This window comes from Acidimicrobiales bacterium, assembly GCA_035546775.1.
GTDB lineage: Bacteria > Actinomycetota > Acidimicrobiia > Acidimicrobiales > JACCXE01 > JACCXE01.
The window spans coordinates 1-21,383 of the sequence record DASZWD010000070.1 but is presented as its reverse complement, the minus strand read 5'-3'; the positions used below and the strand labels follow the sequence as shown (position 1 = coordinate 21,383).

Genomic DNA, 21,383 nt, shown 5'->3' with positions numbered 1-21,383 from the left:
GCTGGGGAGCTCACGTTGCCGGAAAGGTGAGGGCTGGTGCGTAAGCGCGTATTCGCGACGTTGTTCGCGGTCATTTCTGTGATCGCGGCGGGAGCATTGACCGCGCCGCAGGCCGAGGCGAGTGCCGCCGACGGCTACACCGGCACCCATTTCGGCGTCGGCAACATCCCGCCGGGGTGCGAGAACGACACGTTCACCGCCACCGACAACGCCTGCTACCACATGCGCACCGGAATGAACGGGCTCGACTCGTCCGACGTCGACGTGCTGCTGATGGTGCCGGCGTCGCCCACCGCGACCCGCGACATGCGCATCATGCGCCAGGCCGTCGAGATGTGGAACGGCGGCATCCACTACCTCGCCCCGCAGATGGGCGTGCCGTGGATGAAGAACATGCACTTCAAGATCTCGACCGACATCGAGTCGGCCGCCGCGGGTCAGGGCATCGTCACGTACCCGATCGTCGACCCCGAAATCGTGGTCGTCGCCACCAACCCCGTCGGCGGCGCCGGCATTGGCATCGACCCGTGGGCCACCGAGATGCGCAACCTCGGTCAGAACCCCGAAACGCCCTGCACTGGCGTGTCCAACCCCTTCGACATGGACACGTGGAAGGGCATGCCGGGCTACGACCACCACGACCACGAGCCCGGCGCCACGGTCACCGAGCGGTGCCCCAACGGCGGCGGCAACATCTGCTTCGCCCTCACGCCCGCCATCGACCCGGACCCGCCGGCGCTCGACGTGTTCAACCTCTTCGACCTCGTGGCCCACGAGTTCGGCCACTGCCTCACCATCGGACACGTCGGCGACGGCGCCGAAGGCCCGTGGTCCAAGGTGCCGACCAACGACATCATGTCGTACAACACCGATCCGCCCGGTTTGAACAAGTGCGTGTCGACCCTCGACGTCGAAGGCATCGCGGTCACGCAGTCGCACTACGTCGACACCAACAACGACGGCGTGGTCAACGACGCCGACCACGTCGACGCCAACCAGGCGAGTTGGGACGCGACGAGCGATCACTTCCAGGCGCAGAACCCGCGAGACCACTTCTACGCGTCGGGCACCGGCGCGCCCACGGACTGCCCGCAACCCGACCTCGGCCTCCTGCCGGGCACGCCGACCAACTGGCAGCCCACCCAGGTGCAGACCACGAATTACGACCTCGACGTGACGGGCCCGGCTGACGGCGCCTCCTCGGCCAGCGGCGCCTTCGACGTGCTCGGGACCGTCGAGCGGGCGTCGACCACGCCGACCCCCACGGCGACGTCGGCCAAAGTGGCGGACTCGCAGAGCGACGCCCACACCAACTACACCGAGATCAAGTCGCTGAGCGCGACGGTCACCGCGACCGCCGTCCAGGTGAATCTCGCCCTGAAGAAGCTGCCGCCAACAAGCACGCTGCTCACGAGCCCGACGGTCTACAGCGTCGAGATCAACGGCCGGCGCTTCGACTCCTTCGTGCGCTACCCCAAGGTCGATCCGGGCCCGATGACGTGGGACAACCAGGCCGCGGCGTACATGCCGAACGGCACGAGCAAGTGGTTCACCGGCTCGCCCCACGTCGAGTTCACGATCCCCCGTTCGTATCTCGCCGGCGTCGGCATCACCGCGCCCTACTTCCTCGACGGCCTCGCCAGCGCCGGCGCCAGCACGGTGTCGCAGGTCGACGACCGCGCGCCCGACGGCCGCAACACCATCGGCCTGGCGGCGGCGAAGGGACCCTCGGTGGCAGCGCCGGCCTTCCGCTTCGCCCCGCGCACCGCGCTGCAGACGGTGAACTTCCAACACGACGGCGGCAACGTGTTCTACGCCGACCAGTCGACCGGGGGCGTCCTCACCGGATCACCGGTCGACCAGAGCCACCACTTCACGCTCAACCTGCCGTCCAAGAGCGACGTGACGTTCAGCCTCGACTGGACCGACAGCAGCCCGGCGGCGGGGTCGGACCTCGACCTGTACGTCACCGGCGCCGCCGACTCCGGCTCCACGGCCGCGTCGAGCAACAAGCCCGAGGTCGTCAGCTTCAACGGCGTGAAGGGCGAACTCGACATCGCCGTCGACCCCTACCTCGTCGACGACGAAGCCGACGGCGTGACCTACACCCTCACCGCCGTCGTCAACTCGACGCCGGTGGTCGACAGTGACGGCGACGGCGTGCCCGACGACAGCGACGCCTGCCCGAATCAGGCCGGCAACGGCGCCGACGGCTGCCCGACGGCGGCGGCGCTCGAGAAGGTGCTCGTCTACGTCGACGGCGTGCTCGGCGGGTCCGACGACGTCGACACCGCCGGTAGTCCCGACAGCTTCGACGTGCCCGTCACCGTGCCCGCGGGCGACCACACCCTGCGCATCGACTGGTCGTATTACGGCAAGGTCGTGGCCAGCACGACGCGCCAGGTGAGCCGGTAGCGCGCTAGCGCCAGTGGTTGCCGTCGGCGCGGCGACCCCGCATCGACACGCCGGTCGCGACGGCAAACACGCCGGCGAGGCTGACCCACCACACGTAGTCGTGGGGGCCGGTGCTCGCCATACCGTCGGTCGAGCGCGTGACGGTGGTGGCCGGCTGCGTCGTGGCCGTCGTAACGGTGGTGTCACCACCGACCGACAGAGTGGTGGTCGTCTCGGGCACGGTGGGCACCGGGGCGCCCTCCTGGGCGCGCGCCGCAACGCTGAAAGCCGAAACGGTCAGTGCAACCGTTCCCCCTGCTACCAACAACCTGCGAAACATGGACGCGCCCGATCAGCTCGGTCCGCCCGACCGGTGAGTGTACAAACGCCCGCTCGGGGCGCCAAGCACCCTTTTAGAGCAGCGAGTCCCAGCCGACGTTGCCCTCGGCGAAGGTGCCACGCACGACCTCGACGGTCTCGGCGTCCTTCGGCAGGTAAATCGAGGTGAACACCTGGAGGATCTTGCTGGCGATGAGCGAGGTGGGCGCCCCCGACGACCAGCGGCGTACGTACTTGGGCTCGGGCGTGTCGATCGCTTCGAGCGCCCAGCCGTACAGACCCATCTTGATGGACTCGACTTCGCTCAACCACTGGTCCTTGTTCAGGTTGTGGTTGGTGACGGCGCCGGCCCAGACCTCGTCCGCGGTGATGTTCAACTCGACATACCGCTCGTCTGTCGCAAACAGCATGTACCACTCGCCGCGGTGCTCGTCGCGGTGGTCAAGCAAGGCCTCGAGCCAGTCGAGGAGGTCGATCAGCGTGAACATCTTGTTGGACACGTATTCAGAGTTAGGCCCGACCGGTGGGTTCTCCTGCGGCACCGCATAAATTGCGCATATGTCGCTCGTCGAATCAGCTCCGCAAACCATCCTGCGCAACGAGGGCGACTTGCCCTTCGTCGATCTCGGCGACGGCTCGCAGCTGCAACTGCTCCAGGTCGACCTCGCCACCGGCATCTGGATCGTGCGCACCAAGTTCGCTCCCGGGGCCACCATCCAGACGCACAAGCACACCGGTCACGTCTATGCGTTCACCCAGAGCGGCAGCTGGTACTACCTCGAGACACCCGACTTCGTGAACGTCGCCGGCTCCTATCTCTACGAGCCCGCCGGGTCGGTGCACACGCTGCACGTCCCCGACACCAACACCGAGCCGACCGACGTGTGGTTCACCATCTACGGCGCCAACCTCAACCTCGGTGCCGAGGGCAGCGTCGACATGGTCATCGACGCCCACGCCATCTACGGCATCTACAAGGCGTTCTGCGCCGCGCAGCACGGCGTCACCGATCCGCCCGTCGTCGTCCTCGACTCGCACCAGTAGCCGCGACCGTGAGTGACGTCACCCAGCTACCCGTGCTGCACCTGTTCACGTTCGAGGCGAAGGTGAACTCGCCGCCGCCGCAGGTGATCGCCGCGCCCAACGGCATGCGGGTCGTCGTCGCCGTGGGCGAGGGCACGATCAGGGGCGCGCGCATCAACGGGACGGTGGCGCCGGGCTCCGGCGGCGACTTCGCCGTGTTCCGGCCCGACGGATCGCTGCGCCTCGACGTGCGGCTCGTCATCGTCACCGACGACGAGCACCGGATCTACATGACCTACAACGGCGTCGGCCTGCCCGACGGCGAGGGCAACCTCGCGCTCAAGACCGCCCCCACCTTCGAGGCGCCCGACGGCCCGTACGCGTGGATGAACAACGTGCAGGCAATCGGCGTCGGCACGTCGTCGCCGGCCACCGGTGACCTCCGCTACGAGGTCTACGAGTTGGTGTAAGCCAACAAGATGGATCTCGAAACCCAACCTTGGGATTCACCGAAGTTCGCCGAGAAAACCGACAACGAGTGGACGGCCGGTTGCCGCTGGCTCCAGTCCTGGTGGCGCCAGCAGGAAGGCCATCTCGCCGGTGAACTGAGCCAGGCGATCGAACGGCCGGTGGCGTCGATGCTGCCGCTCGGCACCAAGCCGGAGCGCAACTTCTACGGGGCCAACGTCGTGCGCGCCATGGACGAGCGCATCCTCAACGGCACCGACATCCCGATGAACACGCTCGACAAGTTGTTCCGCGATCTGCTCTCTTCGCAGACGGCGATCACGAACCTGCTCGGCGAGTTCTTCCTCAAGCCCGACGAGTTGTTGCCGTGGATCCACACCATCGATCCCGACGCCACCGCCGTCACCGAGATCCGCTTCCTGTGGGCGCCCAAGAAGAAGCTGGCCGTCGGCGGCGGCGCCCCATTCAGCGCTTTCGTCGACTACTACGCCGGCAGCTCGTTCCGCTTCCTCGCCGTCGACGCGGTGTACGCCGAGAACCTCGCCGACACCAAGATCAGCGTGCGCCCCACCTACGTCGACTACACCGAGGCGAGCCCGCTGTGGCGCGACGGCGCCAGCCGCCGGCTCGACCGGCCGAACCTGCGCCAGTTCTGGCTCAACGCCATGCTGTGCCAGTCGCTCGTCGAGAAGGACATCTACGACACCGGCCGCCTCGTCGTGATGGCGGTGGCCACCGACCCCGACGCCCACGTCGCCGCCGACCTGGTGCGCGGCGAGCTCTACGACGAGTCGCTGCTCGTGTGGTCGCCGATGGACGCGGCCGTCGACGCGCTGGCCCCGGCGCGGCCCAAGTGGGCCGAGTGGTTCCGCCGCCGCTATCTCGACTTCGCACCCGTGCAGCACCTGCTGGCCAACAACGACCCGCGCCGGCCAACGCAGCACAAGACAATCCGCGTCGACGTGTCCGGGCTCAACGCCCTGGCCAAGATCGGACCGCGGGTGACGGGCGACGGCGGCGCCATCGAGAAGTTGTTGAAGCGCATCACCGCAGGCAAGGTCGACCAGCGCGTCATCAGCGCCCTCGACGATCGCGCCAACGAACTTGCCGTCGACCTTCAGGCCTTTCGCGACGCGATCGACGGGCTCCAATGAGCGTCGGCGACAGCCTGGCCGGCTTCCGCCCGGAGCTGCCGTGGAACTCGCCGAAGTTTCGCGACAAGAAGGACTCCGAGTGGACCGCCGGCTGCCGCTGGTTGCAGTCGTGGTGGCGCGAGCAACGCGGCTTTCAACCCGGCGAGCGCACCGACATCTCCGACACGCTGGTGGGCGACAAGTTCCCGGTCGACACCGACGCCGAGCACAACTTCTTCGGCCCCAAGGTGATCACCGCCCTCGAAGAGCGCGTGCTCAACGGCGCCGAGTACGGCGTGGCGCCGACCGACGTGCTGTTCCGTCACCTGCTCGAAACCCACGTGCTGATCTTCAACCTGCTCGGCGAGTTCTGGGCGACGCCCAACGAACTGTTGCCGTGGGTGCAGACCCTCGACGACGAAGCGACCGAGGTCACCGACCTGCGCCTGCTGTGGACGCCCGAGCCGAAGCGCAACTACATCGGCGGCGGCCCCGGCTTCGACGGCTTCGTCGAATACCGCACGGAGGCGAACCGGCGGCGCTTCCTCGCCATCGAGTGCACCTACGCCGAGAACCTGAGCGCGTCGAAGATGACCGTCAACCAGCGCGTCATCGACGCCACCGACGTCTCGCCGCACTGGCGCGAGGGCGCGTCGCGCCGGCTCAACCGCCCGCACCTGCGGCGGCTGTGGGTGGCGTCACTGGTGGCGCAGACCATCGTCGAGGTCGACAAGTACGACGCCGGACGCGTGGTGTCGATGGCGTGTGCCGCCAACGAAGAGGTCGCGCTCGCCACCAACTTCGTGCGCGCCGACCTGCGCGACCCGGCGGCGTCACTGGTGCGCGCGTCGCTCGAGGACTTCGTCAAGGCGCTGGCTCCGGCGCATCCGGAGTGGGCCGAGTACATCACCACGCGCTACTTGGACTTCGACCCGGTGCTCAAGCTGCTGAGCAAGGAAGACCCGCGGCGCGGGTCGTTCATCACCATCATCCCGACCGACGACCTGCGCCGCCTCGTCGCCATCGGCCAGAAGGTCTCGGGGTCACGCACGGCGTTCAAGCAGATGCTGAAGCGCCTCGACAACGGCGACATCGACAGCGCCCAGGTCGAGGCGCTCGACGCCCGCGCCGGCGACCTCGTCGCCGACCTCGAGGCGTTCTGGGAGGCGCTCGCCGCGCTCGATATTTAGGCGTGGACGCCTACGCAGTTCTCGGCGTTGCTCCGTCGGCCAGCGACGAGGAGATCCGCGAGGCGTACCTGCGTCGATCCAAGGAACTCCACCCTGATCGCTACGCCGACGCGTCCGAGCGCGACCGGGCGATGGCGACGCGGGCGATGCAGCAACTCAACGTCGCCTACGACGAACTGCGCCACCGGAGCGCGGGGCCCGCGGCCGCCGCCGCACCGCCTCCGTTCACCGCGGCGCCGCCGCGGTACGCCGCACCGCCGGTTGCGCCGGCGCGGCGGGGTCGCGTGCGCTGGTTCGTCGTGGTGCTCGCCGCCTTGCTGCTCACGTCGGTGCTGGCGCTGGTGAGCGGTGATAGCAACAACGGGCACCCGTCGTCGCCCAGCGCGTCGGTGCAGGACTTCACCAACCTCGAAGGCACCTGCGTCGTCTTCGACAGCCGCGGCGGGCTGAGCGACTTCGTCGACTGCACCCGGGCCCACGACGCCCGCATCATGCGCGTCGTCGATCACGGCACCGCGTGCCCGCCGTGGACCGACGGCACCGTCGCCGGCCCGCGCCAGGACCTGTGCGTCGACACCCACCAATAACGCGGCTCAGCGCGGGTTGCGGAACAACCCTTCCTGCACGACGGAGGCCACCAGCACGCCGTCGCGGCTGAACAGCCCGCCGACCGCCAGACCGCGGGCACCGAAGTTGGAACGCGGCGATCCGGTGAAGAGGTGCCACTCGGTCGGGTCGTAGGGGCGGTGGAACCAGATGGCGTGATCGAGGCTGCTCGCCATCGTGACGATCGGTTGGCCGGGGGCGCGCGCCATGGCGAGGATGCCCATGTCGGACATGTAGGTGAGCACGCACGCCGCGGTGGCGCCGTCGGGCACCGCCTCGTTGAAGCGCGCCCAGTACGGCGGCACGGCGAAAGGCCGGTCGGTCTTGTGCACCGGACGCATCTCGAAGAACGTCCCGCTCGGCCGGCTCTCGTAGCCGACGAACTTGGGCAGCAGTTCGGGGTCGGGGGCTTCGAGCGGCACCGGCGTCGACCAGTCGGCGCCTTCCTCTTCGCCGTGGAACGACGCGCTCATCTCGAAGATCGCCGCGCCGTCCTGGCTCGCCACCACCCGCCGCGTCGTGAACGACCGGCCGTCGCGGGTGCGCTCCACGTCGAGGCGCAGCGGCACGTCGGGCTTGCCGGCGAGGATGAAGTAGGCGTGCAGCGACTGGGGCCGGTGCTCGGGCCGCACAGTGCGGACCGCGGCGGCGAGCGCCTGGGCCGCCACCTGCCCGCCGAACAGCCGCGGCCCCATCGACAGGCCCAGCGGCGCCACGAAGCTGTCGCCGCCCTCGTCTTTCAGGTCGAGCAATTCCAGCAGCGACCGGGCCTGGGTCGGCGATTCGTCTTCGGCACTCACGGCCGGAACTATCGCAGGCGCGTCCCCCGGCGGCGGTGTTGGGGTTCGTCGTGGACCTGCACGGTGACGAAGAGCCAGATGGCGGCCGCGGCGGCGACGAGGAACAGCACGATGGCGAGCGCCGCCACCACCAGTCCGCTTGCAAGAGAACTGCCCGGCGTGAGGGCGAGTAACCCCGCGGCGGCAGCGGGTACGTCCCTACGAGAAGCCAGGCGGGCGAAGGAGGACCAGATGCCAGGCAGCAAGCACGGACCCGAGATCAAGAACCCGAAGCAGTACGAGGCGATGCGCGACGACGGGATGAGCAAGGAGAAGGCGGCCCGCATCTCCAACGCCGCGCACAACCAGGGCAAGTCGAAGGTCGCGGCCCGCGGCGGGCGCGGCGGCGACTACGAGGACCGCAGCAAGGAACAGCTCTACAGCCAGGCCAAGAAGGTCGGGATCGAGGGCCGCAGCCACATGTCAAAAGGCGAGCTCATCGACGCCTTGCGCAACCATTAGCGCGGCTCTTGTACCCTTCTGGGCGGAGCCGCCGCACGGGTGACTTCGTTTAATTGAGAAGAGAAATGCAAGTGGCAACTGGAACTGTGAAGTTCTTCAACGCGGAGAAGGGCTTCGGCTTCATCACCCGCGAGGACGGCGAAGATTTGTTCGTCCATTTTTCGAACATTCAGGGCAATGGCTATCGCACGTTGAACGAAGGCCAGCAGGTCGAATTCGACGTCGCCCCCGGCCGAAAGGGTGATGAAGCACAAAACGTTCGGGTCGTGTAACCCGACCTTTCTAGCAACGAGCCGCCGGCGCGCAAGCGTCGGCGGCTCGTTTCGCGTCCAGGCCCCCGTTCTTCCCTGACTTTGTGTATCTGGGCGCGGGGCGTCCCGCGCCCAAATACACAAAGTCAGGAGTGGAGCACCCGGCCGGTGTCGCGGACGGTCAGGCCGAGGTCGGACAGGGCGGCGATCGCCGCCCTCAGTGCCTCCTCAGCGCGCGCCGCGGCTGCTTCAGCGAGCGCCCGCTCCATGTGTGCCTTGGCGATCAGGTCGGTGACGGCGGCGTCGGCGAAGTTGACGTTGCCGAGGACGACGTCGAAGGAGTCGGCGGGTACGCCGAGCGCACGCGCCAGCGCGTCGCGGGCGACGGTGTCGATCTGGGACAGCGTGCGGATGTGGGTGGCGGCACCGTCGACACCGGGGCAATCCACCGCCCACCAGCCGTCGCAGCGAACGGCGTGGACGAGATATGTCGGCGTCTCGAATTCCCGCGCCACGGTCATGGCGAGCCTCCCACCGCGACGGTATGCACTGCGGCGACCTCCGCCTACCCGCATTTGCGGGTGCGGCGCGGTTCAGTCGAACAGGCCGCGAATGTCGTCGGCGGTGAGCGAGGAGGCGAACAGGTCGCCGTCGTCCATCACGCCAGCGAACAACTCGGCCTTGCGCTGCGCCAGCGCCACCACCTTCTCCTCGATGGTGTTGCCGGCGATGAGGCGGTACACGTTGACGGGACGGGTCTGGCCGATGCGGTGGGTGCGGTCGATCGCCTGGTTCTCCGTCGCCGGGTTCCACCACGGGTCGAGCAGGAAGCAGTAGTCGGCCTCGGTGAGGTTGAGGCCGAAGCCGCCCGCCTTGAGCGAGATCAGGAACAGTGGGTCGTCGCCGGAGCGGAAACCGTCGACGACCTTCGCCCGGTTGCGGGTGCGCCCGTCGAGATAGGCGTACTTGATGCCGTCGGCGTCGAGGCGGGCGCGCACCAGCGACAGGAACGACGTGAACTGGCTGAATACCAGGGCGCGGTGGCCGCCGCCGACGACGTCGTCGAGCTGCTCGGCCAGGGCGTCGAGCTTGGCGCAGGGCACCGACAGATTGGCCTCGTCGACGAGGCCCGGGTGCAGCGACAGCTGGCGCAGCACGGTGATCGACTTGAGGATGGTGAAGCGGTTCTTGTCGAAGTCGCCCAACAGGCCGAGGACGCGCTGGCGCTCGCGGGCGAGCTGCGTGTCGTAGATCTTGCGGTGGCGGGCGTGCAGCTCGACTTCGAGGATCTGCTCCTGCTTCGGCGGCAGGTCCCGCGCCACCAACTCCTTGGTGCGGCGCAGCACCAGCGGCTTGATGCGCCGCCGCAGCCGCTCGAGCCGGTCGCGGTCGCCCATCTTCTCGATCGGCTTGGCGTAGTGCTCGCCGAAACCCTTCGGGTCGGGGAACAACCCGGGCGCGGCGATCGACAGCAGCGACCACAGCTCCATCAGGTTGTTCTCCATCGGCGTGCCGGTCAGCGCCAGCACCCACGGGGCGCCGAGCTCGCGCACACGGCGGTACGTCTGGGCCGCGTGGTTCTTGACGTACTGGGCCTCGTCGAGCACGACGCCGGCCCACGCCACCGCCGCGTACGCCGCTGCGTCGAGCCGTAGCAGCGTGTAGGTGGTCACGACCACGTCGGCCTTGGCGATCTCCTCCATCACTCGCCCCGACTTCTTGAGCGTGTCGGTCACCGACTCGACGATCAGGTGCGGGGCGAAGTGCGCCGCCTCGCTCACCCATCCCGGCACCACGCTCGTGGGCGCGACCACCAGGAACGGTCCGAGCGACGGGTCGCGCTCGCGGGCGTGGCAGAACAGCGCCAGGGTCTGCAGCGTCTTGCCCAGGCCCATGTCGTCGGCGAGCACGCCGCCCAATCCGAGCTCCCACAGCGACGCCAGCCAGGCGAACCCGTCGCGCTGGTAGGGCCGCAGCTCGGCGCGCAGCGACGCCGGCACCGGGTGCTGTTCCAGCGCGTCGAGGCTGCGCAGCCGCTCGACCTGCTGCTGCCACGCGGCGGCCTGCTCGGTCACCACGCCGAGCGCCACCAGCTCCTCCCACAACCCGACCTGGTAGCGGCTGATGCGCAGCGCCGAGCCGGGGGCGTCGTCGAGCAGGCGCGCCTCGTCGATCAGCTCCTTGAGCGCCACCAGCCGCGGCTCGCGCAACGAGAAGTGGGCACCGTCGTCGAGCAGCATCTCGGACTGGCCCTTGGCGAGGGCGAGGAACACGTCGAGGATCGGCAGCTCGTGGCCCTCGACGAGGATGCGCACGCCGAGGTTGAACCAGTCGCGCTCGCCGGACTCGGCCGTGGTCGCAACGCCGATCTCGAGCGTGTCGCCCACGTCGCGGTAGTCGGCGGGCTCGCCCTCGACCACCAGCGTTGCGCCGCCGAGGTGATCGAGCCGGGGCAACACGTTGGTGACGAAGCGCATGCTGTTGAGCCCGCTCAACACCGCGCCGGCGTCGCGGGGCCGGCCGTAGTCGTCGATGACGCCGAGCGACTCGAGCCCGAGCCCGCCGGCTTCGACGGCGTCGAGCAGCGCCCGCTCCGCCGCCGCGTCGCGGAACTCCGCCGCGTCGCCCAGCCACACCTGGCGGGTCGTGTCGCCGATGGCGTAGGCGAACTTCCAGCCGATCTCGACGGAGTGGTCGTCGCCGAAGATCACGTGCAGCTGCAATGCGGGCGCCGAGACCGCCGGCGGCGTGAAGGAACCGTCGGACGAGATCACCGTCGCCACCCGCTGCAGCCCGATGCACAACTCGTCGCGGAAGCGGCCGATCTCGCCGGCGGGCACGTCGACCACCTGGTGGCGCAGCAGCATGCGTTGCAGCTCGATGCCGGCGGGCGCGGCGAGACGCACCAGCCACAGGCGCGGGTGCTGGTTGTCCTCCACCTGTTCGGCGCACACCAGGCCGTGGCCGTTGCGGCCGAGGAAGGCGGCGGGGCGCAGGTCGTGGCCGGTGGCGACCTCGAGGCGCGGCGTCACCCGCAGCCCACCACCGGCGGCCGCGGTGACGTCGAGCACGACGCGGCCGTCGAGCGGACGCGGGATCTCGCCGTGGCGCCCCTTGGCGTGCAGCAGTACGAGGCCGACCGCGGCGGCGTCGTCGAGCACCGACCACAGCTCGGGCCCGCAGTGGGTGAGGTCGATCGTCTTCTCGGCGCCGTAGCTGCTGTAGCGCGAGTAGCCGTAGCTCGCCGAGCGGGCGCGGGCCGAGTGCAGGGTGAACAGCTCGCTGGCGACGGCCGCGTGGTCGACGCGGAGCCGCTCGCGCTGCACCATCCAGTCGTCGAGCTGGTTCCACGCCAGCGACCCGTTGACCCACCCGGTGCGATTGCCGCCCGCCGGCCGCAGCAGCCGACCCATCAGCCGCCACCCACCGGTGGTGTCGTGCGCCGGCTGCAGCTCCAGCTCGATGGCGAGAGGCACCAGCGTGCCGGTTTCGGGACGGCTGCCGACCAGCGCGACGAGCGGCTCCTCCCACGTGGCCGTGCGCCGCGGCCGGCCGTCGTCAGCCGGCGCGTCGTCGCGCGCCGCGGCAATCACCAGCGCGGCGACGTGCTTGCAGTCCTCGACCATCGGGCACGAGCACGTGCCGCCGGTGAACATGCGCCGCCCGTCACGCACAATGAGGGTGACCGCCGTGGTGTCGTAAAGACCGCCGTTGCCCACCACCGACCCGCGCAGCCGCTCGAGCTGGCGTTCGGACTCGCGGCGGATGCGCATGACCTGGCCGTTGTCGGCGTAGGCGCGCCCGCGGGCGTACACCGACGGTCCCAGGTACGACTCCACCTGCGCCAGATCCGCGAACGCACTCATCCCGAACCGGCCAGCGTACCGAGGGGGTGTTACAGGCTGCGCCGGGTGTCCGCGAACGCGCCACACCGTGTCTCTACCGTGCCGGCCATGGTGTACGTGCTGTTCAACCTCGCGCTGCGGCCGTTTCGCCGCTGGTGGCGGCGCATCATCGTCGCCGCCGTCGTCGGCACGCTGTTGGTCCCCGTGGCGCGCCAGTACGTCGAGGCGCGCGTGTTCCATCACCACGACACGATCGTCCTGCCGCCCGACCGCTGAACCCGTCCCCCGGCCGCGGCGGCCATACTGACCACACGATGGACGTGCTCGCCCGCATCGAGGAGATCGTCGCCAAGGCCGTGGCCGCCGGCGAACCGGCCCTCCCGCGCAACCTCACCTCGCGGGTGACCGTGCTCTTGCGCGAGCAACTGGCGACCCAGGCCGAGCGCGAGCAGGTCGTCGCCCAAGCCACGTCGAGCTTCGCCCAGCGCTACGCCGCGCAACTCCAGTCCGCGCTCGAACGCGCCGCGGCCGATGCCCCGCAACCGGCGCCGCCGCCGGCGATCGAGTCGACCCCGGCCCGCAGCGCCGCCCCGCGCGCGCCGCGCCCGGCCAGCGCACCGAAACGCCCGTCACCCAGCGGTCGACGGGTCACGACCCGCGTCGTCGACGCCGCGGCGCGCCAGCTCAGCCGCGTCCCCGAAGGCCTCATCGTCTTCTACCAAGGCGTCGGCGCCACCATCGAGCCACCCGGGATGGTGCTCGAAGACGGCAAAGCGTTCGACTCCCCCACACCCGCCGCAATGTGGGTCAACCGCGGCGAGCCCGTGAGCGGCTGGTCGGTGTGGAAGCTGCCCGACGGCCGCTCGCTCCAGGAGTGCTGGGACGCCGGAGACTGGCCCGCCCCGTAAACAATTGGGGCCACGTTGAGATCCATCGTCGTACCGTCAACCGACGTGGATCTCGTGACATCGGGGCACCTTGACGAAGGCGAGCATGTGGTTTCGTTCTACGACGGCGCTGAGCACCTCACCGACCTCGCTGTCCCCTACCTCGCGGCGGCCGTGCGCGAGGGCGACACCGTCATCGTCATCGCCACCCCCGAGCACCGCGCCGCATTCGCCGCCGCGCTGGCCGACGCCGGCATCGACGTGCACGACGCGCTGTGCCACATGCGGGTGCGTCTCTTCGACGCCGCCGAGATGCTGTCGCGCTTCATGCGTGACGGCTCGGTGCACCGTGGCGCCTTCATCGACTCCGTCGGCCACTGCGTGCGCGAAGCAGTGGCCGAGGGACGCCCCGTGCGCGCCTACGGCGAGATGGTCGCCCTGCTGTGGGCCGAGGGCAACCGTTCCGGCGCCATCGACCTCGAACGCGCCTGGAACCTGCTCGGACGCGAGCTCCCGTTCGCACTGCTGTGCAGCTACCCGGACTCCGTCGCCGACGATCCGGACACCGCCGCCGAGTTGGCGGAGGTGTACGAGCTGCACTCCCACGTCGTGCCGGTCGCCGCGTCGTAACCGCCTCGCCCTTAGGCGTTGAGGCCTACGGCGTCAGCGCCGTGTTCGGCTTCGGGTTGGGAGAACCCGTCGAACATGAGCTGGTCGATGAGGCCCTGCCGCGAGAACGACGTGAACTCCATGTACGACTCGGCCTTCTTCGCCGCTTGCTCGAACCAATCGGCATGTTGCGCGTCGACTCCGTACGTCGCGTCAGGGTCCGAGAAGCCGTCGAACTTCAGCTGACCGATGAGACCCGTGCGGGAGAACGATGTGAACTCGAGATAGGAGGCCGCCTTACGGCGGGCGTTGGCCTGACTCACCGTCTCGCCGGCGTAGGCGTCGGGTACGGGTGCCGCCGTCGTGACGGGGCGTGGCGGTGCTGTGATGCGCGGCGACGTTGCAGGCGGTGACGTAACGGGCGGTGCGGTCGCGGGCGGAGCCGTTACGACGGGCGCGGTCGTCGCGGGAGGTGCGACCGTTGTGGGAGGCGCGACCGTTGTGGGAGCCACCGCCGCCGGATCAATCGTCGTGGCCGTGATGTCGGCCGCCGATACCTTCGTCGGCTGCTTCTGCGGCATGAGCGCACCGAGGCCGACGAGTACTGCGACCACCGCCGCGGCGACGGCCCACCACCGTTTCCAGATCGGCTTGGCGTCGGGTCGCGCGTCCGGCGGCGCAGCAACCGGGTCGACGCCGGGAACGCCGCCGTCGTTCACGTGATCCGTCCACCGCGCCCCGTCCCAGAACCGCAGTTGGTGTCGACCACTCGGGTCTGGCGCCCATCCGGGATCGTTGCCTGTTCGATTCGTCTGCTCGGACATGTGATCAACCACCTCTCGTGGATCGCCCCGCAGCGGACGGTACGGACGGTGGGTTACGAGGCCAACCCGCATTTGCGGGCTGTCGCGCTCGCCGCCAGCGCGTCACGCCGAGTAGACACCGGAGATGGCGCGAGTTCGGGTCGTTGTCGCCGCGCTCGCAGCAGGTGCGCTGCTTCTCGCGTGCGGCGCCTCAACGAAGGGCGCGCCATCGACGACGTCGACCGCAGTCACCAAGACGACCACGACCACGGCGGTCGTCGTCGGCACCGCGCTGGCCGCGCTCGACACCATCCCGATCAAGGGTCGCGCCCCGAAGACGGGATACGCCCGCAGCGAGTTCGGTCCGGCGTGGGCCGACGTCGACCACAACGGCTGCGACACGCGCAACGACATCCTCCAGCGCGATCTGCGCGACATCGCCTTCCGCCCGAACACGCACGACTGCGTCGTCATCAGCGGCACGCTCGAGGAGCCCTACACCGGCCAGACGATGCAGTTCGACAAGGCGAAGGCGTACTTCATCCAGATCGACCACGTGGTGGCCCTCGGCGACGCGTGGCAGAAGGGCGCCCAGCAACTGACGCCCGAACAGCGCGAGGCCTTCGCCAACGACCCGCTCGAACTGTTGGCGGTGAACGGATCAGCCAACGAGTCGAAGGGCGACGGCGACGCCGCCACCTGGCTGCCGCCGAACAAGCCGTACCGCTGCGCCTACGTCGCCCGGCAGGTGGCCGTGAAAGCCAAGTGGCACCTCTGGATGACCGCTGCCGAAGCCGACGCGTCGCGCCGCGTCCTCGCCCGCTGCCCCAACGAACCGCTGCCGAGGTAACGGTCGGATCCGGTTATTCGACGGCGCGCTTGAGGAGCACCGCGATGTCGGCGATGGCGTCGGCACCCATGCCGGCCATCGGGACCGAGGTGCGGCGCGGCGACATGCTCACGGCTTCCCACCCCTCGGCGCCCAGTGTCGACAACCGGTGGTTGAACCGCTCGATGCTCTCGACCGGCTCCCACGTCAGCAAGAAGTAATCGAAGGCAGCCATGCTGACGACGGTACGGATCAGATGTGACAGCAACCTCCCGCAAATGCGGGGGAACTGTCCGTGCGAACCGTCACACCCGCGGCGTACTACTAACCCATGAGCATCGCCTGTCCCACCTGTGGATCGACCGTCGTGCGCGAGATCGTGTGGGGACTGGTCACCGAACCGATCATGGGGCGCGACGTCGAGTACGGCGGCTGTGCCATCGAGGTCGTCGAGGGCGAACCGGGCCCGCGCACGCACCGCTGCCTCGCCTGCGGCGACTCGTTCTTCGGCGATACCGTCGACGCGGTGAGCGAGACCGGGCTGACCGACCGTTTCGGCGAAGCCGCCGCCTGGGCCTCCGAGCTCCACATCGACCACCTGCGCAAGGGCACCACCATCCCCTACGTGTCGCACCTGTTCGCGGTGGCGTCGCTGGTGCTCGAGGACGGCGGCGACGAGGACGAGGCCATCGCCGCGCTGCTCCACGACGCCGTCGAGGACGGCAAGACCGACCTCGACACCATTGCCGCACAGTTCGGCGACTCGGTGGCGGCGATCGTCGACGCGTGTTCCGACACCGACACGATCCCGAAGCCGCCCTGGCGCGAACGCAAGGAGCGCTACATCGCCCACGTGCGCGACCCGCACACGAGCGAGGCCGCCTTGCGCGTCTCCAACGCCGACAAAGTGCACAACGCCCGCGCCATCCTCGCCGACTACACCGAGCTGGGCGACGCGTTGTGGACTCGCTTCAATGCCGACGCCCGCAGCGCCGACGCGCAGCTGTGGTACTACCGCCAACTGAGCGACGCCTTCCTCGAGCGCCGGCCGACCAGCCGCCTCGCCCACGAACTCGCACGCCTCGTCGACGAGCTCGAAACCCGCATTTGTGGGTAGCGACGCGGCGCATGAAAGGCGTTAGCTGACGTCAGCGAACTTCAGCGGGGAGGTGGGGCGTGACGATACGGGCCGAATACCTACGAGCCGACGAGATCGCGCGCCGCTTCGACGTCTCGGTCGACGACGTTCTCCAGTCCTGCTCCGTCCTCGGCTTCGACGCCACCCGCGCCGACAGCCTGATCGAGCTGCGCGAGTTCGGCCGGGCACTCAAGTCGGTCCATCGCGAGCAGCCGCTGCCGTCGCGGTGGCCGTCGCACCGCCGCGTCCTCGTGGGCATCGCGGCGAGCGTGGCCGTCGTGCTGGTGGCCGCCGTCGGGCAGGCCGTCAGCCGCCACGACTCCCCGGCGACGCGCAACGCCGTCGCCTCACAGACACCCGCCGCCGCCTACCGCGCCCAGCTCAAGTCGACCTACAACGCCACCGTGAGCGACAACGCCACGCCGGCGGACTACCAGGCTCTGGCGCAGCGCCTGAGCGCCATCACGCCGCCGGCGGGTCTACAAACCGAGCATCAGGAACTCGTGGCCGAAGCCCAGCACGCCGCCGCCGTGGCGCCCGCCCTCGCCGCCTGCACCGGGACGGCGACCAACCCGCCGACCTGTGACGCCCAGCAACTCAACGCCGCCCTGCAAGCGACCACGGTGGTCAACAGCCTGCGGGATCAGATCAGCGCGCCGTAGCTACGGCTTGAACAACTTGAAGATCATCGCCCCGAGCTTGCGTTCGCGGCCCGACTTGGTCCACGGGATGCCCGTCGCCCGTGACACGCGTCGCTTGGCCGCCGTGACGCCCAGAAACCGCTTCCAGCTGAACCCACCGCGATTCATTCCCTACTTCCTTTCACCGCACGTTCAGTGTGCCGTATTCGCCGCACGCGGCGGGCGACGACGACCGTCAGCACCGCCAGGGTCGGTACCGTCACGAGCGGCGCGACGATGATCAGCGCGATCAAGACGGCGAGACACACGATCCCCGACAGCAGCGCCGTGCAGCCGACGAAGAGATCGAACACCGATCACGCGGACGGCTGACCGACGCGCAGCGCGTCAGCATCGTCGTCCAGGTCGCCGAAGCCGCCGCCCGAGTACTCCGTCGAGACAACCCGGAGGTCGACTTCGGCGGCCTCGTTCTCGAGGTAGACGGCGGTGAAGGTGCGCACGACGTCCTCGGCGATCGCCGCGCTCGACGTCTCGCCCAGCCACACGCGATGGAAGTTGCGGTGCCGGCGCCCGTCACGATCGGCGGCGCCGGGCCGCGCCCATCCCAGGATGTCGAGCAGCACCTCCTGATGCTGCTGGAGGGTCCAGGGGTCTTCGAGGTAGGCGTTGCCGACCGCCTCGGCGAGCACCCAGCCATCAGGAAACGCCAGCTGGATGTAGTGGCGCCCGTTCTCCACGAACACGAAGCCCTGGTCGACGCGGGCGTAGTCGAGGACGCGCGGCAGGTCGGCAGCGAGCTCGGGCACGGTCAGGCGGCGAGTGGTCATACACCCCATGATCCGCGGAGGGTGTGACAGCTATTTCTCCGTAGTTGTCACACCGCCTCGGTACAACGACAACATGCGCAACGGACGCAGTTATCACCTGATCGACCTGGAGAATCAGCTCGGCGACACGGCATGGGACGAAGCCGCCGTCGAGCTCATCGCCCAGCAGTACCACGACCTCGTGGTTCCCGGCCCCGACGACCTCGTCTTCGTGGCGGTGAACCGCAGCCTCGCGTTCGCCGCCAAGAGCGCCTTCCCCGGAGCGGAGGTCAAGGTGGCTCGGGGCAAGGACGGCGCGGACCTCGCTCTCATCTTCCACGAACGCGTCGACTGGCTCGCCGAGCGGTTCGACCGGGTGGTCGTGGCTTCCGGCGACCACATCTTCGCCGGGCTCCTGGCATCGCTGCGGCTCGCCGGCGTCGAGACGACGCTCGTGGGCCGCGAGCAGGCGATCTCCCGCTACTCCCGAGCGCAGGCCGACACGGTGCTCACGCTGCCCGAACCACAGTCTGTCCTTGACCTGCGTGACGACGGTTGGCAGCGGGCGGACTCGTTCGCGCTCAGCGCATGAACCACCGCCGACTGCGGCTCGTCGAGGACCGTTTCTCCGAAATCGCCGAAGCCCTCGGGTTGGAACTGCTCTTCATCGCGCCGTCGGACTGGTGGCGCGCAGCGCCCGCGGATCCGAGCAACCTGCACCGCCCCTTCGGGTATCTGCCGACAACCGACCTGCGCACGCTGCACGCCTCACCCGAGCTGATCCTCGAACAGACGACGGGCCTTGACGAAGCGGACTTCGATGCCTATCTCGACGCGCTCGAGGTGCACGTGTACAAGCACATCACCTACTTCGACGAGGACGACGTCGAAGGCCTCATCGACCGCGACATTTATGCGATGGCGCCCGGCTCGATGCGGCTCCTGAATGCCGTGTCGATGGAAATACTCGACCGCTGGTCGCGACGCTGACCTAGCGGACGACCGACGGCCAGTTCGCCGCGGCGAGCGTGCGCAGCGAAGCCCGCGCCCCATGGTCCAAGCGGGCACGATCGGCGACGATGTCGGCGTCCCAGCCCTGCGACGGAACCATGACGTCGACGCCGATCACCTCATCGTCGGCGCTGACGTCGAGCACAACGCCATCGGTCAATTCGACCGTGTGGTCAATCGCTCCATTACGCAGTGTGACGTAGAGCGCGTCCGAGTCAGAGTCGTAGACGTACTTCACTGCCGCGGCACCAACACGTTGACGGCTTCGCCGAACTCGTTCAGCACGACCTCAAGGATACGAGTGGATCCGGGGTGTAGCGCGCTACTCGTACAGCGCCAACAGCCGCGCCGCGACGTCGCTTCCGACCACCGATGCCGCCGGTTCGATCACCTTCGCTGTCGGGCCGAGACGCAGCAGCAGTCGTTCCAGCCACGCGTCGCCGGCGGCGTCGACGGTGAACTGCGTGGTTCCGTCGGCATTGTCGACGACGTCGCGCACCGGGTAGCGCTCGACCGCCCAGCGTTGCGCCGGCTGCACCTCAATACGGATCGGCGTGGCGTGCGCAACGTCGGGATCGAAGGCGACGTCGGTGCGCAGCGTCGGCGGTCGCCACTCGAAGGTGTCATCCAGCACGTCGACCTGGCGCACGCGGTCGACACGAAAGTCGCGCTCGGCCTGCGCGGTGTGACACCACCCGACGAGGTGCCACCACCCGTCCACGGTGAACAGCGCCAGCGGCTCGACCACCCGCGACGTGACCTCGTCGCGACCCGCCGAGTAGTACTCCATCTGCACACAGCGCCGCGCCTCGAGGGCCTTGGCCAACACATCGAGCGCCGGCGGGCGCGGCAGCTGCACTTCGAGGCCGTTGACGTCGCCACCGACGGCGCGGGCCACCTTGCCGATCGCCGAGGCGAACGCGCCCGACGTTCCCACACCCGGCGCCTGCAACATCAGCTGCGCGGCGGCGACCACGGCGAACGCGTCGGCCTGGGTCATGCGCAGCGGCCGCGACAACTTCGTGAAGCGGTCCACGTACCAGCGGCCGCCTTCTTCCCACATCAGCACGTTGGCCTGGGCGACGGGCTCGACCTCCACGATCAACTGGAGGTCCTTCTCGATGCGGGACTCGGTCACGCCGAACTGCGCCGCGATCTTGGCGGCCGACGCGCCGTCGGGCTGCGCCGCGATCCAGGGCACCACCGCCAGCAGTCGACCGAGGCGGCTGACGACGTCCTCGCGACTCACGCCGACACCATCCCCGTCAACCACGCCACCACGTCGTCGCGCAACGACTCGGGTCCGAGCACTTCGGCGTCGTCGAGCCAGCCGAACAACCACGACTTGAACGCGCCGCGGTTGCGCACCTCGAACTCGATCGTCACCGAGCCGTCCTCGGCCGGTGCCGACGCGGTGGCGGTCGAGCCCATCGAGTCCACGACGTAGCGGGCGATCGACGCCGACAGCTGCACCACCGCAGTGACCGGCTCGTCGCCCGGCAACTGCCACGGCGCCGGCAACACGGTGGCGGCACGAAACGACGCCGGCACCTCGAACGCTGCCTTGTCGCCCACCGCCACGCTGCCGTCGTCGATGCGGTCGACGCGGAACGTGCGCTGCTCGGCACGCAGGTGGTCGTAGCCGGCGAGATACCAGAACCCGTTGGTGAAGAACACCGTCCACGGATCGACCTGGCGTTGCTGGCCGCTGTAGGTCAGCGTGACGGGCGCCCGCTCGCGCCGCGCCGCGAACAGCACCGGCAGCAGTTCCTCGTCGGGCAGCACACCGACCGGCGAGACCGACCCGTCGACGCCGGCGCCCATCTTGCGCAGCAGGTTGTGCGCCGGTGCCCCGCCGATGTTGACCGCCGACAGCACCAGCTCGAGCGCCAGCTGCTCTTCGTTCGTCAGGTTCAGCTCGGGCAGGTAGTAGTCGGACTCGCGGACCTCGTAGGTCCACTCGTCGCCCTGCTCGACGATGCGCAGCGGGATGTCGTTGGCCAGCAACGCCTGCTTGTCGCGTTCGAACTGCCGCCGCGCCGATTCGGGATCGGGCGGATACCCCGGCACGTGCGCCTCGATCTCAGCGCGCGTACGCGGCCCCTGCTC

General features: G+C 69.1%; 29 protein-coding genes. 16 read left to right on the top strand and 13 right to left on the bottom strand.

The features are described 5' to 3' along the window. The first annotated feature begins 36 nt into the window (after positions 1-36). Positions 37-2,415, top strand: coding sequence for a hypothetical protein (locus VHC63_17305; GenBank protein ID HVV38370.1), 2,379 nt, complete (start codon positions 37-39; stop codon positions 2,413-2,415). A 4-nt stretch (positions 2,416-2,419) separates the two neighbouring features. Here VHC63_17305 and VHC63_17300 read toward each other — a convergent pair whose 3' ends face one another. Together VHC63_17300 and VHC63_17295 are read right to left on the bottom strand one after the other, a co-directional pair. Further along, positions 2,420-2,644, bottom strand: coding sequence for a hypothetical protein (locus VHC63_17300; protein HVV38369.1), 225 nt, complete (start codon positions 2,642-2,644; stop codon positions 2,420-2,422). Between the two features lie 163 nt (positions 2,645-2,807). After that, the gene (locus VHC63_17295) at positions 2,808-3,221 is read right to left on the bottom strand and encodes a hypothetical protein (GenBank protein HVV38368.1); all 414 of its coding nucleotides are present in this window, start codon (positions 3,219-3,221) and stop codon (positions 2,808-2,810) included. Positions 3,222-3,291: 70 nt separating this feature from the next. Between VHC63_17295 and VHC63_17290 the strand changes: the two genes are divergently transcribed. The 5 genes from VHC63_17290 to VHC63_17270 are packed head-to-tail and all read left to right on the top strand — an operon-like array spanning position 3,292 to position 7,134. Continuing rightward, a complete protein-coding gene (locus VHC63_17290; protein ID HVV38367.1) occupies positions 3,292-3,777 on the top strand; it encodes a 2,4'-dihydroxyacetophenone dioxygenase family protein in 486 nt (161 codons plus the stop codon). A gap of 8 nt (positions 3,778-3,785) precedes the next feature. Then, complete coding sequence (locus VHC63_17285; GenBank protein HVV38366.1) at positions 3,786-4,226, top strand: DUF3237 domain-containing protein; 441 nt, start codon at positions 3,786-3,788, stop codon at positions 4,224-4,226. 9 nt (positions 4,227-4,235) lie between these two features. Next, positions 4,236-5,378, top strand: a complete 1,143-nt coding sequence (locus VHC63_17280) for a hypothetical protein (protein HVV38365.1) — start codon at positions 4,236-4,238, stop codon at positions 5,376-5,378. After that, a complete protein-coding gene (locus tag VHC63_17275) occupies positions 5,375-6,547 on the top strand; it encodes a hypothetical protein (GenBank protein HVV38364.1) in 1,173 nt (390 codons plus the stop codon). Before VHC63_17280 ends, VHC63_17275 begins: the two co-directional genes overlap by 4 nt. A 2-nt stretch (positions 6,548-6,549) precedes the next feature. Next, positions 6,550-7,134 carry a J domain-containing protein gene (locus VHC63_17270; GenBank protein ID HVV38363.1) on the top strand — a complete coding sequence of 195 codons (585 nt, stop codon included), beginning with the start codon at positions 6,550-6,552 and terminating at the stop codon, positions 7,132-7,134. Positions 7,135-7,140: 6 nt separating this feature from the next. Here VHC63_17270 and VHC63_17265 read toward each other — a convergent pair whose 3' ends face one another. Further along, positions 7,141-7,953, bottom strand: a complete 813-nt coding sequence (locus VHC63_17265; protein ID HVV38362.1) for an acyl-CoA thioesterase domain-containing protein — start codon at positions 7,951-7,953, stop codon at positions 7,141-7,143. Between the two features lie 231 nt (positions 7,954-8,184). On the opposite strand from VHC63_17265, the gene VHC63_17260 reads away from it, so the two are divergent. Both VHC63_17260 and VHC63_17255 read left to right on the top strand, forming a co-directional pair. Next, entirely contained in the window at positions 8,185-8,454 is a 270-nt protein-coding gene (locus tag VHC63_17260) for a Rho termination factor N-terminal domain-containing protein (protein HVV38361.1), read from the top strand. Positions 8,455-8,525: 71 nt separating this feature from the next. Further along, complete coding sequence (locus VHC63_17255) at positions 8,526-8,726, top strand: cold-shock protein (GenBank protein HVV38360.1); 201 nt, start codon at positions 8,526-8,528, stop codon at positions 8,724-8,726. 125 nt (positions 8,727-8,851) lie between these two features. Here VHC63_17255 and VHC63_17250 read toward each other — a convergent pair whose 3' ends face one another. Further along, positions 8,852-9,226, bottom strand: coding sequence for a hypothetical protein (locus VHC63_17250; GenBank protein ID HVV38359.1), 375 nt, complete (start codon positions 9,224-9,226; stop codon positions 8,852-8,854). Positions 9,227-9,298: 72 nt separating this feature from the next. Further along, complete coding sequence (locus VHC63_17245; GenBank protein ID HVV38358.1) at positions 9,299-12,571, bottom strand: DEAD/DEAH box helicase; 3,273 nt, start codon at positions 12,569-12,571, stop codon at positions 9,299-9,301. 87 nt (positions 12,572-12,658) lie between these two features. On the opposite strand from VHC63_17245, the gene VHC63_17240 reads away from it, so the two are divergent. The 3 genes from VHC63_17240 to VHC63_17230 are packed head-to-tail and all read left to right on the top strand — an operon-like array spanning position 12,659 to position 14,067. After that, positions 12,659-12,826 (top strand): hypothetical protein, encoded by a 168-nt coding sequence (locus VHC63_17240; GenBank protein HVV38357.1) that lies wholly within the window; start codon positions 12,659-12,661, stop codon positions 12,824-12,826. A gap of 38 nt (positions 12,827-12,864) precedes the next feature. Further along, positions 12,865-13,458 (top strand): hypothetical protein, encoded by a 594-nt coding sequence (locus tag VHC63_17235; GenBank protein ID HVV38356.1) that lies wholly within the window; start codon positions 12,865-12,867, stop codon positions 13,456-13,458. Between the two features lie 45 nt (positions 13,459-13,503). Continuing rightward, entirely contained in the window at positions 13,504-14,067 is a 564-nt protein-coding gene (locus VHC63_17230) for an MEDS domain-containing protein (protein ID HVV38355.1), read from the top strand. A gap of 11 nt (positions 14,068-14,078) precedes the next feature. Here VHC63_17230 and VHC63_17225 read toward each other — a convergent pair whose 3' ends face one another. Next, complete coding sequence (locus VHC63_17225) at positions 14,079-14,870, bottom strand: Ltp family lipoprotein (protein HVV38354.1); 792 nt, start codon at positions 14,868-14,870, stop codon at positions 14,079-14,081. A gap of 124 nt (positions 14,871-14,994) precedes the next feature. Between VHC63_17225 and VHC63_17220 the strand changes: the two genes are divergently transcribed. Further along, the gene (locus VHC63_17220; GenBank protein HVV38353.1) at positions 14,995-15,699 is read left to right on the top strand and encodes an HNH endonuclease family protein; all 705 of its coding nucleotides are present in this window, start codon (positions 14,995-14,997) and stop codon (positions 15,697-15,699) included. A gap of 13 nt (positions 15,700-15,712) precedes the next feature. Here the strand turns inward: VHC63_17220 and VHC63_17215 are convergent, their stop codons facing one another. Next, positions 15,713-15,913 carry a hypothetical protein gene (locus tag VHC63_17215; GenBank protein ID HVV38352.1) on the bottom strand — a complete coding sequence of 67 codons (201 nt, stop codon included), beginning with the start codon at positions 15,911-15,913 and terminating at the stop codon, positions 15,713-15,715. Positions 15,914-16,009: 96 nt separating this feature from the next. Between VHC63_17215 and VHC63_17210 the strand changes: the two genes are divergently transcribed. Both VHC63_17210 and VHC63_17205 read left to right on the top strand, forming a co-directional pair. After that, positions 16,010-16,795, top strand: coding sequence for an HD domain-containing protein (locus VHC63_17210; GenBank protein ID HVV38351.1), 786 nt, complete (start codon positions 16,010-16,012; stop codon positions 16,793-16,795). 59 nt (positions 16,796-16,854) lie between these two features. Next, a complete protein-coding gene (locus tag VHC63_17205; protein ID HVV38350.1) occupies positions 16,855-17,478 on the top strand; it encodes a hypothetical protein in 624 nt (207 codons plus the stop codon). Here the strand turns inward: VHC63_17205 and VHC63_17200 are convergent, their stop codons facing one another. The 3 genes from VHC63_17200 to VHC63_17190 are packed head-to-tail and all read right to left on the bottom strand — an operon-like array spanning position 17,479 to position 18,284. Further along, positions 17,479-17,625 carry a hypothetical protein gene (locus VHC63_17200; protein HVV38349.1) on the bottom strand — a complete coding sequence of 49 codons (147 nt, stop codon included), beginning with the start codon at positions 17,623-17,625 and terminating at the stop codon, positions 17,479-17,481. Further along, complete coding sequence (locus VHC63_17195; GenBank protein HVV38348.1) at positions 17,622-17,810, bottom strand: hypothetical protein; 189 nt, start codon at positions 17,808-17,810, stop codon at positions 17,622-17,624. Before VHC63_17195 ends, VHC63_17200 begins: the two co-directional genes overlap by 4 nt. Before the next feature lie 3 nt (positions 17,811-17,813). Further along, positions 17,814-18,284, bottom strand: coding sequence for a hypothetical protein (locus VHC63_17190; protein HVV38347.1), 471 nt, complete (start codon positions 18,282-18,284; stop codon positions 17,814-17,816). A 73-nt stretch (positions 18,285-18,357) separates the two neighbouring features. Between VHC63_17190 and VHC63_17185 the strand changes: the two genes are divergently transcribed. Together VHC63_17185 and VHC63_17180 are read left to right on the top strand one after the other, a co-directional pair. Continuing rightward, positions 18,358-18,855 (top strand): NYN domain-containing protein, encoded by a 498-nt coding sequence (locus VHC63_17185; GenBank protein HVV38346.1) that lies wholly within the window; start codon positions 18,358-18,360, stop codon positions 18,853-18,855. Beyond that, on the top strand, positions 18,852-19,253 hold the full coding sequence (locus VHC63_17180) for a hypothetical protein (GenBank protein ID HVV38345.1): 402 nt from the start codon (positions 18,852-18,854) through the stop codon (positions 19,251-19,253). The genes VHC63_17185 and VHC63_17180 overlap by 4 nt, the downstream gene beginning before the upstream one ends. A 1-nt stretch (position 19,254) precedes the next feature. Here the strand turns inward: VHC63_17180 and VHC63_17175 are convergent, their stop codons facing one another. From VHC63_17175 to VHC63_17165, 3 genes are all read right to left on the bottom strand, one after another. Beyond that, positions 19,255-19,512, bottom strand: a complete 258-nt coding sequence (locus VHC63_17175) for a DUF2283 domain-containing protein (GenBank protein ID HVV38344.1) — start codon at positions 19,510-19,512, stop codon at positions 19,255-19,257. 84 nt (positions 19,513-19,596) lie between these two features. Beyond that, the gene (locus VHC63_17170) at positions 19,597-20,547 is read right to left on the bottom strand and encodes a WYL domain-containing protein (protein HVV38343.1); all 951 of its coding nucleotides are present in this window, start codon (positions 20,545-20,547) and stop codon (positions 19,597-19,599) included. Beyond that, positions 20,520-21,383, bottom strand: an 864-nt coding sequence (locus VHC63_17165; GenBank protein HVV38342.1) for a WYL domain-containing protein, incomplete at its 5' end; no start/stop codon positions are given. The genes VHC63_17165 and VHC63_17170, both read right to left, overlap by 28 nt.

Coding starts and splice junctions, on each gene's coding strand:
- VHC63_17295 (HVV38368.1), bottom strand. CDS start 3,221: ATGTTCACGCTGATCGACCTCCTCGACTGGCTCGAGGCCTTGCTTGAC.
- VHC63_17290 (HVV38367.1), top strand. CDS start 3,292: ATGTCGCTCGTCGAATCAGCTCCGCAAACCATCCTGCGCAACGAGGGC.
- VHC63_17280 (HVV38365.1), top strand. CDS start 4,236: ATGGATCTCGAAACCCAACCTTGGGATTCACCGAAGTTCGCCGAGAAA.
- VHC63_17275 (HVV38364.1), top strand. CDS start 5,375: ATGAGCGTCGGCGACAGCCTGGCCGGCTTCCGCCCGGAGCTGCCGTGG.
- VHC63_17260 (HVV38361.1), top strand. CDS start 8,185: ATGCCAGGCAGCAAGCACGGACCCGAGATCAAGAACCCGAAGCAGTAC.
- VHC63_17250 (HVV38359.1), bottom strand. CDS start 9,226: ATGACCGTGGCGCGGGAATTCGAGACGCCGACATATCTCGTCCACGCC.
- VHC63_17245 (HVV38358.1), bottom strand. CDS start 12,571: ATGAGTGCGTTCGCGGATCTGGCGCAGGTGGAGTCGTACCTGGGACCG.
- VHC63_17240 (HVV38357.1), top strand. CDS start 12,659: ATGGTGTACGTGCTGTTCAACCTCGCGCTGCGGCCGTTTCGCCGCTGG.
- VHC63_17235 (HVV38356.1), top strand. CDS start 12,865: ATGGACGTGCTCGCCCGCATCGAGGAGATCGTCGCCAAGGCCGTGGCC.
- VHC63_17225 (HVV38354.1), bottom strand. CDS start 14,870: ATGTCCGAGCAGACGAATCGAACAGGCAACGATCCCGGATGGGCGCCA.
- VHC63_17220 (HVV38353.1), top strand. CDS start 14,995: ATGGCGCGAGTTCGGGTCGTTGTCGCCGCGCTCGCAGCAGGTGCGCTG.
- VHC63_17215 (HVV38352.1), bottom strand. CDS start 15,913: ATGGCTGCCTTCGATTACTTCTTGCTGACGTGGGAGCCGGTCGAGAGC.
- VHC63_17210 (HVV38351.1), top strand. CDS start 16,010: ATGAGCATCGCCTGTCCCACCTGTGGATCGACCGTCGTGCGCGAGATC.
- VHC63_17200 (HVV38349.1), bottom strand. CDS start 17,625: ATGAATCGCGGTGGGTTCAGCTGGAAGCGGTTTCTGGGCGTCACGGCG.
- VHC63_17190 (HVV38347.1), bottom strand. CDS start 18,284: ATGACCACTCGCCGCCTGACCGTGCCCGAGCTCGCTGCCGACCTGCCG.
- VHC63_17185 (HVV38346.1), top strand. CDS start 18,358: ATGCGCAACGGACGCAGTTATCACCTGATCGACCTGGAGAATCAGCTC.
- VHC63_17180 (HVV38345.1), top strand. CDS start 18,852: ATGAACCACCGCCGACTGCGGCTCGTCGAGGACCGTTTCTCCGAAATC.